At 47.9% G+C, this 15,887-nt stretch carries 14 protein-coding genes; 9 read left to right on the plus strand and 5 right to left on the minus strand.

Annotation, left to right across the window (positions count from 1 at the left end; all coding sequences use genetic code 11):
- Window positions 1-122 precede the first annotated feature (122 nt).
- Window positions 123-932 (plus strand): MBL fold metallo-hydrolase, encoded by an 810-nt coding sequence (locus AWM72_RS05995; RefSeq protein ID WP_372595698.1) that lies wholly within the window; start codon window positions 123-125, stop codon window positions 930-932.
- Between the two features lie 81 nt (window positions 933-1,013).
- Window positions 1,014-2,294 (plus strand): S1C family serine protease, encoded by a 1,281-nt coding sequence (locus tag AWM72_RS06000; RefSeq protein ID WP_067974810.1) that lies wholly within the window; start codon window positions 1,014-1,016, stop codon window positions 2,292-2,294.
- A 507-nt stretch (window positions 2,295-2,801) separates the two neighbouring features.
- Here AWM72_RS06000 and AWM72_RS06005 read toward each other — a convergent pair.
- Both AWM72_RS06005 and AWM72_RS06010 read right to left on the minus strand, forming a co-directional pair.
- A complete protein-coding gene (locus AWM72_RS06005; RefSeq protein ID WP_067974816.1) occupies window positions 2,802-3,476 on the minus strand; it encodes a potassium channel family protein in 675 nt (224 codons plus the stop codon).
- A 9-nt stretch (window positions 3,477-3,485) separates the two neighbouring features.
- Window positions 3,486-4,865 carry a TrkH family potassium uptake protein gene (locus tag AWM72_RS06010; protein WP_083272423.1) on the minus strand — a complete coding sequence of 460 codons (1,380 nt, stop codon included), beginning with the start codon at window positions 4,863-4,865 and terminating at the stop codon, window positions 3,486-3,488.
- A 157-nt stretch (window positions 4,866-5,022) separates the two neighbouring features.
- Between AWM72_RS06010 and rlmH the strand changes: the two genes are divergently transcribed.
- Complete coding sequence (gene rlmH, locus AWM72_RS06015) at window positions 5,023-5,502, plus strand: 23S rRNA (pseudouridine(1915)-N(3))-methyltransferase RlmH (RefSeq protein WP_067974818.1); 480 nt, start codon at window positions 5,023-5,025, stop codon at window positions 5,500-5,502.
- A 57-nt stretch (window positions 5,503-5,559) separates the two neighbouring features.
- Here rlmH and AWM72_RS06020 read toward each other — a convergent pair whose 3' ends face one another.
- Window positions 5,560-6,540, minus strand: a complete 981-nt coding sequence (locus tag AWM72_RS06020; RefSeq protein ID WP_067974821.1) for a DUF1002 domain-containing protein — start codon at window positions 6,538-6,540, stop codon at window positions 5,560-5,562.
- A 91-nt stretch (window positions 6,541-6,631) separates the two neighbouring features.
- Entirely contained in the window at window positions 6,632-7,426 is a 795-nt protein-coding gene (locus AWM72_RS06025) for a polysaccharide deacetylase family protein (RefSeq protein WP_067974825.1), read from the minus strand.
- A 145-nt stretch (window positions 7,427-7,571) separates the two neighbouring features.
- On the opposite strand from AWM72_RS06025, the gene AWM72_RS06030 reads away from it, so the two are divergent.
- The 4 genes from AWM72_RS06030 (at window position 7,572) to AWM72_RS06045 (ending at window position 12,439) form a co-directional block, all read left to right on the plus strand.
- Window positions 7,572-8,066, plus strand: coding sequence for an Lrp/AsnC family transcriptional regulator (locus AWM72_RS06030; RefSeq protein ID WP_067974828.1), 495 nt, complete (start codon window positions 7,572-7,574; stop codon window positions 8,064-8,066).
- On the plus strand, window positions 8,063-9,238 hold the full coding sequence (locus AWM72_RS06035) for an aminotransferase class I/II-fold pyridoxal phosphate-dependent enzyme (RefSeq protein WP_067974831.1): 1,176 nt from the start codon (window positions 8,063-8,065) through the stop codon (window positions 9,236-9,238). Before AWM72_RS06030 ends, AWM72_RS06035 begins: the two co-directional genes overlap by 4 nt.
- Before the next feature lie 464 nt (window positions 9,239-9,702).
- Window positions 9,703-11,439, plus strand: coding sequence for an Mbeg1-like protein (locus AWM72_RS06040; protein ID WP_067974835.1), 1,737 nt, complete (start codon window positions 9,703-9,705; stop codon window positions 11,437-11,439).
- A gap of 52 nt (window positions 11,440-11,491) precedes the next feature.
- The gene (locus AWM72_RS06045) at window positions 11,492-12,439 is read left to right on the plus strand and encodes a linear amide C-N hydrolase (protein WP_067974838.1); all 948 of its coding nucleotides are present in this window, start codon (window positions 11,492-11,494) and stop codon (window positions 12,437-12,439) included.
- 19 nt (window positions 12,440-12,458) lie between these two features.
- On the opposite strand, the gene AWM72_RS06050 is transcribed toward AWM72_RS06045, so the two are convergent.
- Window positions 12,459-13,187 (minus strand): lysophospholipid acyltransferase family protein, encoded by a 729-nt coding sequence (locus tag AWM72_RS06050; protein WP_067974841.1) that lies wholly within the window; start codon window positions 13,185-13,187, stop codon window positions 12,459-12,461.
- 459 nt (window positions 13,188-13,646) lie between these two features.
- On the opposite strand from AWM72_RS06050, the gene rlmD reads away from it, so the two are divergent.
- The gene (gene rlmD / locus AWM72_RS06055; protein WP_067974843.1) at window positions 13,647-15,047 is read left to right on the plus strand and encodes a 23S rRNA (uracil(1939)-C(5))-methyltransferase RlmD; all 1,401 of its coding nucleotides are present in this window, start codon (window positions 13,647-13,649) and stop codon (window positions 15,045-15,047) included.
- A 219-nt stretch (window positions 15,048-15,266) separates the two neighbouring features.
- Window positions 15,267-15,740: a hypothetical protein gene (locus tag AWM72_RS06060; RefSeq protein ID WP_230080870.1), complete on the plus strand. Its 474-nt coding sequence runs from the start codon at window positions 15,267-15,269 to the stop codon at window positions 15,738-15,740.
- The last annotated feature ends 147 nt before the right edge of the window (window positions 15,741-15,887 follow it).

The following is a 15,887-nucleotide window of genomic DNA, read 5'->3' on the forward strand; positions in this document are numbered from 1 at the left end:
AGAACCATTCAGGGGAGACCGAGTGGAGGAGGGCAGGACCATAAGCACTCCTTAAAACTGACGTCTGCCCTGACTTTTTTATAGGGCTTACTTAGTCATTATCACTGAGAAGGGATGTTATGATGAGTTCAGAAGATTTTTCAATGCGGATTTCGATGTTAGCCAGTGGCAGCTCCGGGAATGTGACCTATGTCCAGACTCCCCAGCGTGAAATTCTCGTTGATGCTGGTCTGAGCGGGAAGAAGATTGAACAATTAATGGCCAGTATCGGTCGGTCCATGCATAATATAGATGCGATCTTTGTGACCCATGAGCATAGTGACCATATCAAGGGCCTAGGGGTCTTAGCCCGCCGCTATAAGCTGGCAATCTATGCGAATGAAGAGACCTGGCTAGCCATTGGCGACAAGTGTGGGAAGATTCCTCTCGAGCAGCGCTTCGTGATGGAGCCAGGGGAGCTTTTAACTTTCGGAGATTTGGATGTGGCGAGCTTTGGGGTGAGTCATGATGCGGCCCAGGCCCAATTCTATGCCTTCCAGAAGGACAATAAGCAATTTGCGATGATGACTGACCTTGGCTATGTCAGCGACCGCCAACGCGGCTTCTTGCGGAATTGCGATGCTTATCTGATGGAGAGTAACCACGATACTGATATGTTGAGGATGGGACGCTATCCTTGGCATTTGAAACAGCGGATCTTAAGCGATAGTGGGCACTTGTCCAATGAAGCAGGAGCTGAAGCCTTGTCAGAAATGATTGGAGATAAGACCCAGCATGTTTACCTAGGCCATCTTTCCAAGGACAATAACTTACCCGAGCTGGCCATGCAGACAGTGACTTCTGTTCTAAGAGACCATGATTTGGGGGTCAATGACCAGTTTCACATCCACAATACCCATCCCGATGAGGCAAGCGACCTATTGACTTTATAAAATAGCCATAATAAATTTCACAAAGATTTCATAATTATCACCTAAAATAAAGCAAAAAATGAGAGTTAGGGGGGTAGCTAAATGCCTGAGGAAAATCAAAATAAATCATCACTCAAGAAAATATGGACACCAGCTATCGTGGGAGGCTTAATTGGCGCAAGCTTAGTCGGAGGTGTCGGCTATGCGAGTGGCGCTTTCAACCAAGTGACTTCACAGGACGAGGTAGAAGAGATTGTTCATAAGGAATTAGCCAAGAAAGATCAGGGACAAGCCAGTAAAGCAAGTGGGACCCAAGAAGAAGCGTCAGTCAATATAACGACCGATGTTTCCGCTATCGTCGACAAGGTCAAAGGTTCTGTTGTTTCTGTCGTTAACCTGGCAGACACTTCAAATAGTGAACTTTATGATCTTTTTGGTTTTAAGAATCCAGGTAGCCAATCCGCCCAAACCCCCGAAGAACAGTATACGACAGCCTCTGAGGGCTCAGGGGTCATCTATAAAGTGGAAGGCGATCGGGCTTATATCGTGACCAATAACCATGTCATCGATGGCCAGGATGCGATTGAAATTATTACCAGTGAAGGCGAGCAAGTTCCAGCTAAATTAGTCGGGGCCGATAAGTTTACCGACTTAGCTGTCTTGTCGATTCCAGCTGAATATGCGCATACAGTCGCACAATTTGGCGATTCACGCGCCTTATCGGTAGGGGAACCAGCCATTGCCATCGGTTCTCCACTCGGCTCAGATTTTGCTTCAACGGTGACTTACGGTATTATTTCAGGTCTTGACCGCCAGGTACCTGTGGACTTGGACCAAGATGGGAGTGCCGATTGGCAGGTCAATGCCATTCAGACGGATGCCGCCATCAATCCTGGGAACTCGGGTGGGGCCCTAGTTAATTCAGCTGGCCAACTTATCGGGATCAATTCCATGAAGATCTCTACTGCCAATGTTGAAGGCATGGGCTTCGCTATTCCAAGCCATGAAGTCCAAAAAATTATCGCCCAGTTAGAAGAAAACGGGAAAGTCATTCGCCCTAAATTTGGGGTACAAATGACCGACCTGCGTCGAATCCCGTTAGACCAACAAGAAAACTTGCTCAAGCTACCAAAAGAAGTTGAAAACGGTGTGGTGATTATGGATGTTATTTCCAACACACCAGCTTCCAAGGCAGGGCTCAAGCCTTATGATGTGATTACTAAATTCAATGGCGAAGCGGTTAATTCTACGGTCGAACTCCGTCAAAAACTTTACAGCACGGATCCAACCGCTACAGTAACTGTAGAAGTCTACCGCGAAGGCCGGCCAGTGGAAGTTAAAGTTCAACTCGAAGCCCAGTCCTCCAATGAAACACCAAGTTAATGATTAAGAGAGTGTGACAAAAGTCGATCAGGCCTGAACCACTGGAACGAACTAAGGGAAATCGTTGGTAAACGATTGGACATAGTTCGTGAAGTGGATGTCAGCCCTGACTTTTGGAACACGTTTTTGAAAAATGTTCGCTTTTTAAAAAGAGGCCGGAACTTTTGTCCCAGCCTCTTTTTTTCTGTCCTAAATTGGGGACTTGTGTATAAAGATGTGGGAAAGTTATACACAGACCTGTGTATAAACAGGTCAAAAACAGTGGAAAACCCTCCATTATGGGGATATACTTGTGAATTGTATTGTGTAGAAAAAATGAAAATATAACAGCTAAAGAGGCTAGGATGATTCAGAATGGGGAGAAATTAGGCTTTTGCCTTGTGGAATTGTTGATAAGCTTGTTGATAAGTTGGTCTGCTCCAAGGAACTGTTATAATAAAAACAAAAACACCTGCAGGAACTGCTTAAGCAGAGACTGCAGGTGTAGAGGATAGTCAAGAAAAGTTTTTAAAGCTTCTCTAAGTAGTCGATTTGTTCGAAGCGGTCGCGATTGACGACAGCGACGACTAAGTCATCGGGACCGAAGTGGTAATCAGGATCGAACTTGGTATTCAGGGTTTCTTTGACCTGTTTACGCAAACCGATGATATTGATATCATAGTGGCGGCGGAGGTCGAGCTCATCGACCGTATGTCCCAACCACTTTTGTGGGACTCGGAATTCAACAATGGCTGTTTCGCTGTCGAGCTTGACCATGTCTTCTAGGGAATTGCGGCTCAAGACATCGGCGATATGCTCGCCGGATTCAATCTCAGGAAGGACCACCCGGTTGACCTTCAGGGCATCGAGGACCTTAGCGGCGGATTGGTTTTTGGCCTTACAGATGATGGTTTCAATGCCGAGTTCACGGGCGTTGATCACACCGAGAACACAGGATTCTAAATCGCTCCCTGTGGCAATGACAATCACATCGCAATTGCCAAAGCCGCTTTCGCGCATAAAGTCTAAGTCGGTAAAGTCGCCAATTGAAGCGATGGCCAGGTCATTTTCCAGGGCATTAACAATTTTTTCATCTCGGTCACAGGCAATAATATCAATGCCATTGTGGGAGAGAGACTTGGCAAGGGCTGAGCCGAAAAGACCCAGGCCTAGGATGCCGACAACACGATTTTTTTTACTCATTCTATTCACCTATCCTATAATAATATTGGTTTTTGCGTACTGAATATCTATTTTCTGACGTTTGCGTCCTAGTAAGACTAAGAAGAGGGTCATCGGGCCAATTCGTCCGATATACATTAAGAGCATGAGGGTGCCCTGGCTGGCCATGGACAGACTGGGGGTCAGGTTACAGGAGACCCCGACTGTCGCTAGGGCCGAAATGGCTTCAAAAAGCAGGTGGAGATAGGGCACTTGGGGGTCAAAAGTTAAGAGTAAGGCGCTTCCTGTAAAGAGGAGGGCCGCATACATTAAGGCAATGGCAAAGGCCTTGCGCACAGTCGAATCTGGAATGGTATGGTGGTCGAAGCTAGCATACTTAGACTGGCGAATTTCTTTCAAAGCGAGCATGAGGGTTAAGGCGAAGGTAGTGACCTTCAAACCACCAGCTGTCCCGCCAGCACCACCCCCGATAAACATGGTCAGGACAAAGATAAGCAAGCTGACCGGATGGGTTTGGCTGTAGTCTACGCTAGCGAAGCCCGCCGTCCGCATGGTTACCGTTTGAAAGCAGGAAACTAAGAGCTTGTCCAAGGGATTTAAGGGGCCCAGGGTATTAGGATTGGACCACTCAACCAGAAGGAAGAGGAGGGTGCCAAGGACGATCAGGAGGACAGTCAGGCCCAGCACTAATTTCGTGTGGGGACGGAGGTGCTTGATGAAGTAGGAGAACTTAATGCGCTTCTTCTCATGGTAGAAGCGTCGGAACTGTTGGCTGATATCGAACCAGACGCTAAAGCCGATGCCACCTAGGATGATTAGAGCCATAATGGTCAGATTCAAGATGGGGGCGGTTTGATAGTCGAGCAGGCTGTTATTCCCCATCAGGTCGAAGCCAGCATTACAGAAGGCCGAAACAGCTGTGAAGAGACTGTGGAAGAGCCCCCTAGCTAGGCCAAAGCGGGGAACGAAGAAGGTCGTGAGCAAAAGAGCTCCGATGCCTTCGATGACGAGGCTGTACTTGAGAATCCGACTCAGGAAGGTGGAAAGATCATCCAGTTCCGAGTGGTTGAGGGCATCACCCGTCGCCATCTGGTTGCGGATGTCTAAGCGTTGGCCGAGGCGGTGGTAGACGATACTGATGAGGGTCATGAGCCCCAGTCCCCCTGTTTGAATGAGACCCATCATGACGATTTGTCCGAGTAGATTGTAGGAATCATGGATGGATTGGGTCCAGAGTCCCGTTACACAAACGGCTGAAACCGAAATAAAGAGGTTGTCCCAATAAGTCGCTTGGGAACTCGCTGTTTGGCAGATCGGCAGGCTCAACAAGACCGAACCAATAAGGATCACCACTAAGAAGCTCAAAGCAATTTTTTGCGAACTGCCGAGCTTATTTAAGAATTGAAGCATAAGATATGTTACTCCTTTTAAGCATTGAGAATAGCCAAAAGCTTGGCGGAAATGATATTATATTAGCGGCTTTAGACAGAAAAATAAAGTAAAGTTTAGCTAAAAGATAAAAATGACCTATTCACTGACTGATTTTGCATAGAATGGATGGATTAGCATGCAAGTAAAATTGATTGTTGTTGGTAAATTAAAGGAAAAATACCTCAAGCAGGGGATTGCGGAATATGCCAAACGTCTCCAAGCTTATTGTAAGTTCGAAGTGATCGAAGTTAAGGATGAAGCGACTCCGGAAGAAGGCTCGGAGGCAGAGCTCGACCTAGTCCGCGATAAGGAAGGAGAGCGCATCCTAGCTAAGATCAAAGCCGATGACTATGTGGTCCACCTGGCTCTCGACGGCGACTTATTGGATTCAGAAGGCTTGGCAAAGAAATTACAGAATGCCATGACCCATGGCAAGAGCAGCTTTGTCTATGTGATTGGAGGCTCAGTTGGGACTAGCCAAGCCGTCCGTCGTCGGGCCGATTTAAACCTCAGCTTCGGCCGTTTAACCCTCCCCCACCAACTCATGCGCTTGGTCTTGGTGGAACAAATTTACCGCAGCTTCCGCATCCAAAACCACCAGCCTTACCATAAATAAAGCTCATTACAAGAAAAGCTCGCCTCTCAAAAAGAGAAACGAGCTTTTAGTGTTTGATTAATTTTGTTGGTCAGCACTTGCTGGGGCTTCTTCCGAATTAGAGAAGAAGCTCTTAACAAAGGCAACAATCTGGTCCCAGATACTTTGAGCATCCTGGGCTAATTGTTCCTTATCCGCATTATCCCAAGCAGACTTGGCATTTTGGATAATTTGGTCCCCGTTCTTCAAGAGGTCCTGGCCAAATTGATTAATGGCATCCTTTTGTTCCTGGGTCAGTTCAATCTGGCTAAATTGTTGCATCAGGTTAATGATGGACTGCTTATTCTCTTCCGAAATGACCTCATTCAAATTATAGTTGTTGATAATGTTGTTGACGATCACTTGGATTTGTTGGCTGTCAATTTGGCCATTGTTTTCATCTTTAGCCTTTTGGATCTCGGTTTTGATTTCGGCAATGGCAGCATTCATAGCCTCGTCAGAGAAGCCTTCCTTGCCTTGGTTTTCTTCGTTGATCTTGGAAGTGGTGGTTAACTCATCTTGGGCGACGCTGACAGCTTGGTCGTTTAATTGGTAACCAGCGTCCTGGAAGGCCTTGTAAACACCAGCTAGGGCACCTGAACCATCAACGGGAACAGCAGAAGCGACCTTAATGTCCACATCAACGGCTCCGGCTGTTAGGGCCGCATTCTCATACTGGAGTGGAGTAATGGCCGTAATGGTTTTTGGGGTGACAATTTCGACGGTAACATCCCCATTGTTCTTGGCTGGAGTGATATAAGCCGAAGAGTAAACCTGGCGATAAGGGTAGTTGTCTTGTAGGAGACCGTTCAATTCATTAATATTCACTTGAATTTCTTTAGCCCCATCTTGGACACCCAGGGCCTGCTTAGTTTCTTGGTATTGGCTCTGGTTTAAGCTCTCTCCATAGGTAAACATGGGATTGATTTGGATCTTATCAGCAAGTACAGTGGGCACCAAGTTCAAGCTAAGCACAGCCAGGCTGGCGCCGAGGGCCACTTTCTTCAATAATGCTTTCATTTGTATAACCTACTTTCACAATTTTGACTACATTATAGCACGTTTAGCGGTGGGGGCTTTTAGCTTTTGCTTAAATTCTTCCTAAAAAAGTCTAAAGGCCTAAGTCCTTCATCTCTTCTGGACGGGCAATCTCATTAGGGTCAACGATTTGATAGCCTTGGTCCTTCAAACCCTGAATGATAGCAGGCAGGGCTTCAGCTGTCCATTGGGTATCGTGCATGAGGATATTAGCGCCCGGCTGTAAGAATTCTGATTCTAAGGTTTGCTTGGTGAGGGCCTCAGCGTCCTGGTAGTCGGCCACCCAGTCATAGCCAAAGGACCAGTTCATCGCTAGCATGCCGAATTCTTCCATAAGGCCGTCTAAAGCTGCGTTAGTGGATCCAAAAGGTGGACGGAAGAAGTAAACTTTGTCCCCGGTGACCCCTTCAACAGCCTCGTTGGTCGCTTGGATCTCTTCACGGGTCTGTTCTGCCGTCAGGTCGTTGAGGTTAGCATGGGTTTGGGTATGGTTACCGATCACATGGCCCTTGTCAGCAATCGCTTTAATTGCGTCCCGGCCTTCCTGATCTTCCAGGTACATGCCGTTAGCGAAGAAGAGACCTTTGACGCCGGCATCTTCCAAGTGCTTAGCAATGGTCGGTGCATTACTGGTCGGAAGGGGGCGGGGCACATCGTCAAAGGTCAAGAGGACGACATTAGGATTAGCATCACCGATCGGCCGCACGCTATAAGTGGCGGGGTCGATATAGTATTTAGGGGCTTGCCTTTCCGTTTGGGCCTCGTTCTTAGCATAGGGTTGGTCCGTTTCCGCTTCGCTTTCCTGCTTGCAGCCAAAGAGGCAGAGGGCTAGGAGAGCCAGCAGGGCCAAAAAGTTTCGTTTTTTCATAAATTTTCTCCTCCAGAGCATATTCCAACTTGATTCGAGTAAAAGCCGGATCAAAGTGTGGTAAAATGTAGGTATCCAATAAGAGATGGCCCAAATGACCATCCAAATTGTAAGTCTATCATACCATAAAGGAGGAAGTCTGCACATGGATCACAAGAAGCAATACCGTCTTCTTCGTTACATTGAAGACGATGCCCATATTTCTCATAAGGCACTCGCCAATGCGTTGGAAGAAGATGTGGAAACTGTATCAGCTACCATTGCGGAATTAGAAGAGTTAGGTATTATTTCTGGCTATAAGACCATGATTAACTGGGATGCCACAGAAAGTGACTATGTTTCAGCGATGATTGAAGTTTCGGTTAATTTACACAAGGGAGCCTCTTATGAAGAAGTGGCGGAAATGATGTACCGCTTCAAGGAAGTGGAAGCCCTCTACTTAACCAGCGGGGCCTACGATTATATGCTCTTAACCAAGCGGGCACCTATGCAACAAATTTCACGCTTTGTTAATAAGTTGGCCTCAATCGATGAGGTTTCCGGTACGGCGACCCATATCGTGATGAACCGCTACAAGGACCATGGCACCATCTTTGAGAGTAAGTTAAAAGATGGGGAACGGTTGGTGATCTCTCAATGACAAAAAGCCTCAACCAAACCGTCCTTGATATGGCACCTTCTGGTATTCGTCGCTTCTTCAATGTCGCGAATGAAGTGCTAGGGGTCATTTCACTAGGTGTTGGGGAGCCAGACTTCGATACGCCTTGGACGGTCCGCCAAGCGGCCATTAAGAGCCTGCGCCAAGGTCGGACCTTCTATACGGCTAATGCAGGTCTGATCGAACTGCGCAAAGAAATTGCCAAATACATTGACCGCCACTACGGCCTCCACTATGATCCAGAAGAGGAACAGATCGTCACGATTGGTGGGAGTGAAGCCATTGACTTGGCCTGCCGGGTTCTGATTAATCCAGGTGACGAGGTTATCGTCATGGATCCTAGCTATGTCTCCTATCTGCCTTCTGTCCAACTGGCTGGTGGGGTGCCTGTGCCTGTTCGCTTGAAGGCAGAGGACAAGTTCGTTATGCAAGCCGAGCAACTTGAAGCAGCCATTACGGATAAGACCAAGGCCATTATCTTAAACTATCCGAACAACCCAACTGGGGCGGTCTGCTTAAGAGAGGACATTGAAGCCCTGGCTCAAGTGATTAAGGATCACGATCTCTATTGCATTACTGATGAAATCTATTCTGAGATTTGGTATGCCGATGAGCCTTATACCTCGATCGCCTCGATTCCGGGTATGAAGGAGCGGACTGTTTATATCAATGGCTTTGCTAAGGCCTTCTCTATGACGGGTTGGCGCTTGGGCTATGTCTGCGCTCCTAAAGAAATCACGGAACAGATGCTCAAGGTCCACCAATACACCATCATGGCAGCACCAACCACTTCGCAATATGCGGGGATTACCGCTCTCAAGGAGTGCGATGATGAGGTTGCCGATATGCGGGATGATTACTTGGAACGGCGTAACTTCCTTATGAGTCGCTATCGTGAAATAGGCCTACCTTGCTTCGTACCAGAAGGGGCCTTCTACACCTTCCCAGACATTCGCGAATTCGGCATGACCAGTGAAGAATTTGCCCTAGAACTCTTGGATCGAGAGAAAGTCGCAGTGGTTCCTGGTTCTGCCTTCGGTGAATCAGGCGACGGCTTCTTACGGATTTCCTATGCTTATTCCATTAAAGAGCTCGAACGGGCGATGGATAAGATTGAAAACTTTGTTAAAGAATTGCGCGCTGAAAAAGCATAATACAACTAGTTTTTTACCACATTGTGCTGACGAGCATCCGTTTCGCTTTTGAATTTGATCGTTAAAGAGCCATGGCACCGGTTCGAGCCAAGGTCTCTCACCTAGCGAGCTTCAAAGGGCTAGTAACGGCTTACGCCGACTATCCCTAATTCACATCGCTTGCTGTTTCATGGCTAACGATCAAATTCAAAGCTCCACTCCTGCTCACAAGTAACTAGTATAAAAAGTGTTTACTAATTACTAGTCACCAACAAAAAAGCATAGAGCCAATAAAAATAATTACCATGCCAAGTGAGGCAAATCCATATCTAGTCGAGATCTGGAGCCTTGTCTTGGCATGTTTTTTTTTAGTTCAGAGGCAAGGGTTAAAGAAAAATTTTAGTTTTGATGGTATCTGAGTGTGAGCGCCTCGTGTCTTGCCCGGCCCGTGCTATAATAGAGCCAAGCTTTAAGGAGGTGTCTGAATGCGTTTAGTGGATTATATTGCGGCCTATAGTGACCAGACTTTCGATGACATGCCCCTCAATGAAGTTGATATTGCAGCTCTAACGGAATTGTCTAACTTAGAGATGGATGACTTGGTGCCAGCTGATCTGACGGGCGAAAGCTGGGTGACCCTAGCCCAGGTTCAAGTTTGGGTCGCTAAGACCTACCAGGCGAATGTGCGAGATATCTGGAGCTATATTAGTCAGGGGCGCCATGACGTCCTCGACGCCTTGGTGGAGACCGAACGCTTTCGCCAAGTCCGCCTCTATGGCTTTCGAAGTCTCTTAGACCAAGAAAAGGGCGTGCAGTTTGCGGCTCTAATGGTTGAGCTTCCGGGCTATAAGAAATTAGTCATCTTTCGTGGGACGGATAATCATATCGTCGGCTGGCAGGAGAATTTCATGCTGGCTTACCGCAAGACCATGCCCTCCCAAAAGGCAGCTGGCCGCTATTTGGCGGAAGTTCTGGACCAGGATGATCAAGATCAGGTCATCATCGCCGGACATTCCAAAGGTGGCAACCTAGCCTTGGCGGCGGCTATCCAACAATCAGCTACAGACCAGGAATTGATTGAAGGAATCTATGTCCTAGACTCGCCTGGTTTCTACGAGGAAACTTTTGAGCAAGTAGGCTTTAGACGGATTCAGTCTAAGGTCTATGAGTACCTGCCGGAAGATTCCTTGATTGGGATTATTCTCCACACAGCGACTGCACCAATGATTATTAAGAGTGGTGGAATCTCTCTCCTCCAACATTTTATCCAACTGTGGGAGATCGAAGGCAAACAGTTTAAACGGGTAGAATCGACCACTGTGACCAGTCAGCTGAGCCAAGAAACCCTTAATATTTGGATGAAATGGCACGGGCCAGAGGAAATTGAATTATTGCTGACGCTTTTATTCGATGCACTCTATAATACGGGGGTCCTCCGCCTCACCGATATTTCGGAACACTTCCGCACCTTTATCAACCGCCTCTATTCAGAGGCTCGAAAGTTAGAGCCCGAGGAACGCCGCTTTATGGTGAAGGCTATCAATGATTTGTTACTCATTTGGGAGGACCTCCACCAGGACCGGCTCTACCAAGTCCAAAGCCGCCACAAACCCCTGTCGCTTTCAGCTGAGGTCTACTTACGGCTCAACCGACTCAATAGGGACCAGTCTTTGGCTAGTGTTTTGATTGGCTGTGTTTTAATAATGATGGGCGTCTTTCTCTTTTTAGAACCGGATAAGGACCTGCATATCTTTGCTGTAGCCTTTCTCTTAGGAACGGCCCTATCAGGCATTTGGGACCTTCGCCATTTCTATCAGGCAGGCCGCAAGCACCTCCACTACGGCAACCTACTGACAGGCTGTTTTTCTATCTTGACCTGTATCTGGGGGATCTATGACTATAGCCAGGGCAGCCAGCAAATCTTTCCCTATGTCCTAGGGGGCTGGATGCTCGGGATGGGCTTGGTTCGTGCCTATCAATTCTTCCGCCTCCGCTACGAAGATTCGCCGGTTCCAATCTGGGGGAGCCTTTTATCTCTGGCGGGAATTCTTTTGGGCGTACTCCTCGTCGGCCACCCTGATTTTAGCCTTTATCTTCCTGACCTCCTCGCTTTGGCCTTTATCGTTCAGGGCATCCAGATGATTGTCAGCTACTTAATCTATCGTAAGGAGAGTGACCTCTACCGCTTCATTGACCAAGCCAAGCATGAGCATATGGATTGAGTCGACCTGGGATTCATGATAGCTTAGAGCTAAAATGATGGGAGGGCTTATGATGTGTACAGGGATTCAGATGACTTATGACCAAGGGGTGGTGGTCGGCCGGACTATGGATGTGGAAGGGCCAGTGCCTTGGAATATTATCTACCAGCCAGCTGACTATCCTGCCGCCGATGACCTCTACCAGGGAGGGACTTACTGTGGTCCTTACCGTCGTTTGGGGATTGGCTTTAGGGACTTGGACCCTCTCAAAGAAGGCGTCAATGACCAGGGGCTCATCGGTATCACCAATGAATTTGTCGGCCCCAAGGCGCGCTTCGCTAAAGCTCCCCAGCCGGGCAAGAAGAACCTGTCGAGCTATCACTTCTTGACTTATGCCCTGGCCAACTATGCCTCCCTTGCGGAAATCCTTGATGACCTGGATCAGCTCTGCCTAGCCAACCATGATCGTGAGGGACAGGCGGTCATCTGCCCCGACTTCCATTATATGTTCACAGATGCCAGCCAGGCTTGCCTGGTCCTAGAGCCTGACCGCGGCCGTTTAATTGCCACTCTCAATCCTTACGGGGTGATGACCAACTCACCCGATATTGATAAGCATTTTAAGTCCTTAGAAAAGACTCTAGCAGGGGATGACTTGCGAGCTTTCAATGCTGCCAAGGACCTACCAGGGGGCTATGATCCCAAGTCACGTTTTATTAAGGCCTATTATCTGAAGGCAATGACGCCTCCAATCCAGGAAGAGGGCCAGGCACAAGCAGCTGCCTTTGACGTCCTGTCTGCCTTTACCCTTCCCCGTGGTTTTATCCGACCGGGTGCTCGGAGCGAGGGAACCTTTACCCGCTATAGTTCTGTCTATGCCAGCCAGAGCCAGACCCTAACCGTTCGTTCCGGGACCAATCCCTTGCCTTACCAGCTGAGTCTCAAGGAGCTCGCCCAAGCAAGCGACCGCCGCGCCTTCTTCCTCCCCGACCACTTCCAGGCTTCTTCTTTAGAAATCTAGAAACTAAAAAAGCCAACTCCTATTTTACGGAGAGTTGGCTTTCGTTTTCTTCAAGCTGTTCAAGGGAAGGATCGGCCAGGCGGTTGAGTTCGTCTTGGAGGGCCTGGGCCATCAATTCCCGCTCCTTGCGAAATTTCATCCGACCAGTGAAGCGTAGGGGGCGGCCAATTTCAAATTCTTGTTTGTGCTTATTGGCGACTAGAGGGATGAATTGGATACGCTGACCATACTTTTTAAAGTAGAGCTGGTCGATGGTTAGGAAACCCTCATAGAGTTCCCCGATGCTTTGGTCGCTATTTTGATAGTCGATGTCGGGGAAGATCGCGATGGGCTGGCCAGCTTGGAGACTGGCCACGGATTCTCTGAAAGTCAGGCGGATCTTCTTACTTTGGCGGTAGACAGGGATGGACCGGGCGCTCTTGAGGAAGAAGACACTGATCCAGGCGGCTGGCCAGGCCACGCATTTGGCTAGGACTTGGGGCAGGCCAAAACGTTTGTAGAAGGTGTAGGAGCTGAAGTGCTTGTAACAGCTTTTGAATTGGGTCAGTTTGGCGAAGACCCAAGGCCGCATGAAAACGGGCGTCCAGATCATCAGACGCAAGGGGCCCTTGAGGTTCTCGTGGTGGGAAACGAAGATGGTCGGCTGATCAAGGTTCGGTAAATCTTCGCCATTAAACTGATACTTAGGCAGGAAGAGGCGGACGACACGCCTCAAAATGCGGAGGCTCCAACCAAAATGTGCTGCCATGAAATCAACTCCTTAACCTAGCTATTGGTCAACTACCAGGAAATCTGGCTATCTCTTAAATAATCGTTAAGACTATTCTATCATAAGCATAGCCTAGAACCACGTATAAGCCCTTATAAGCTGGCGAAAAATCTTGCACCCAGGCTTTTAATATGCTTAACTGGAAGAAAATATGGGTTATTTATTTCAAAATTTTGCTGAGCATACGTTTCGCTTTTTGAATTTGATTCTTAAAGAGCCATGGCACCGGCTCGAGCCAAGGTCTCTCGCCTAGCGAGCTTCAAAGGGCTAGTAAGGCTAAAGCCAACTATCCCTAATTCACATCGCTTGCTTAATCATGGCTAAGAATCAACTTCAAAGCTCCACTCCTGCTCAAGTATACTGATTTTTATAATAAGCCATCCAATTATTTATAAAAAATAAACTATAAATTTAAAATCGCAAAGAAGGTGGTTGTTGATGACTAAGAAAAATTATCCGACTGAACAACTGGAAGTGGAAGTCAAAGCCCTTGATGACAAGGGAATGGGGCTGGCGACTTATCGCTTTCCCGATACAGACCAGGGTAAGGGACGGAAGTTGAAGCTCCGCATCCCTAAGGCCTTACCTGGGGACCGGCTCTTGATTACAGTTCCCAATGCTCGGGGACGGCGCCGGGCTTGCTTAACTTATGACCGGATCCTGGAAGCTGCGCCGAGCCGGATCGGCGGCTATGAACTCGACCAGGCCCAAGTGGGTGGAGCACCGCTCGAATTTATGGCCTATGAGGACCAACTAGCCTTTAAGCAGGCCATGGCCCAGACCTATCTAGCGGACCAAGGCTTTGACCCAGACCTCGTGGGGGAAGTCTGGGGGATGGAGGATCCCTACCATTACCGCAATAAGATTGAACTCAGCTTCTCCAAGGAGGGGGCTTTGGGCTTCTTTGCCCAGGGCGACCAGTATCAGATTGTGGACTGGCAGGACAACCTCCTAGCTCCTGAGATCTTCATGAAGCTTAAAGAAGAAATCCAAGCCTGGCAAGAGCACTGGGGTCTGGCTGGCTATGATAAGAAAACCAAGCAAGGCCTCCTGCGTCAATTGCTCCTCCGTCAAGGCCAGAAGACTGGGGAAGTGATGCTGGCCTTATTCGCCAAGGAAGACAGCAGCCAGTTCCCCGAAGCCGTTGCGGACCTAATCTGGCGGATGGGCGCCTATACCGAGGTGAAGAGCTTGATGTGGATTAAGAACACGGAGATTGCTGATAAGATGGGTGCGGACCAAGTAACCGTCTTAGCGGGCCGTGACTATATCCGCGATGAACTGGCTGGCTTCCACTACCGCCTCTACTTCGATACCTTCTTCCAGCCTAACCCTAGCCAGGCCCAGCGAATGATTGACCTCGTCCTGGACTGGGCGGACCTGACTGACCAGAGCCTGGTCATCGACCTCTTCTGTGGGGTCGGCACCTTCAGCCTGCCCCTAGCCCAGCAGGCCAAGGCCCTTGCTGGGATCGAAATCGTCGACCAGTCCATTGAATCCGCCAAGCGTAACGCCCGGGAGAACGGGCTCGACAATACTCACTTTATGGCCCGTGATGCCCGACGCGGCTTGACTGAGATTGAAGACGACTGGGGTCAAGCAGACCTCTTGCTCCTCGATCCACCCCGCAATGGAGCAGGGGGCAAGGTCATGCGCCGGATCGGACGCTTGGGCACCAATAAGATCATCTATGTCTCCTGCAATCCCAAGACCCTGGCCACTGACATGGCTTGGCTCAGAGACTACGGCTACCAGCTCAGCAAAATCCAACTCGTCGATCAGTTTCCCCATACCCAGCATGTGGAGGCCGTGGCTTTGTTGGAGAAAGAAAGGCTATAAATAAGATAACAGCGAGTTCCCCTGGAGTTGCGGCTTCTAGGGGAGCTCGCTTTTTGGTTATTAGAGGAGAAATGAGCTGGACTCTGCTAGAATGAGGGTAGGCGTATTGGGAAACTGGTCGACGATTTTGGGAAGAATGTACAAACTAGGTTTCAATAAATTTCCACTTTTTTCGTAAGTTGAAAGTGATAATTAACCTAGATTTAAAGCAGGGGAGTAATGACTATGAGAAAAAAGAAGATTGCAATTGTGTCTAATCTTTTATTGCTTATATGGTTTTCACTGGATATGTTTGGGGTGAAAGTCGGTGATAAGTATTTAGTTGAGGGAGCTTTGAAGGAAGATGGCATGTTTATGCTCATTTCTATCATTGTATTCTTTGTATTTTTGTTTACTGATAAGATAGGTAAATATATTCAATTAGGTTGGTTAGCTGGCTGGTTTATATTACAATTCCTTGCCCACGAATGGTATACGATTTTCGGAAAAGGCTTGATGGGTAGTGTTGAAGGTAAAATTGCTTATTTTGAAGATTGTATCCAACTCATAAGCATACCGGGAAGATATGTACCTGACTTATGGCACATTGTTCTGCATGTTTTAATTATTATCGCATTCATCGCTACACTCAGAGTGCCTAATGAAAACGAAAAAATCAATTTGCGAAGGTCATCAGAAAACGAAAAAAGATAGTTTTGCCAATTTAATGGCTAGCGATGATGAGAGGAGCTCCTGAGATGTTTTTTTCTATTAGAGAGGGAAGCAGCATGGTAAAGCTGTAACTATAAAAATATAACAATAAAGTATCATATTCCCTTTACCTTCCAGCTGTTATACAAT

This window comes from Aerococcus sanguinicola, assembly GCF_001543145.1.
Taxonomy (GTDB): domain Bacteria; phylum Bacillota; class Bacilli; order Lactobacillales; family Aerococcaceae; genus Aerococcus; species Aerococcus sanguinicola.